We start from the raw sequence: 234 nt of genomic DNA on the forward strand, positions 1-234 counted from the left end.
TGAGCGGGGCCAACTTGAGCGGGGCCGTCTTGCTCGTGGCCGACTTGAGCAGGGCCGACTTGAGCGGGGCCGACTTGCGCGGGGCCAACTTGCGCGGGGCCAACTTGCGCGGGGCCAACTTGAGCGGGGCCGTCTTGCGCGTGGCCGACTTGCGCGGGGCCGACTTGAGCAGGGCCGACTTGAGCGGGGCCGACTTGAGCGTGGCCGACTTGCGCGGGGCCAACTTGAGCGGGG

At 71.8% G+C, this 234-nt stretch carries 1 pseudogene; it reads left to right on the forward strand.

Going from position 1 to position 234, the window contains the following annotated elements:
• Window positions 1-65 precede the first annotated feature (65 nt).
• A pseudogene (locus tag HIJ39_RS23590) lies at window positions 66-234 on the forward strand (pentapeptide repeat-containing protein); the annotation flags it as partial.

The sequence above is a fragment of the Sulfobacillus harzensis genome, assembly GCF_012933365.1.
In the GTDB taxonomy this organism is placed as follows: Bacteria; Bacillota; Sulfobacillia; order Sulfobacillales; family Sulfobacillaceae; genus Sulfobacillus_B; species Sulfobacillus_B harzensis.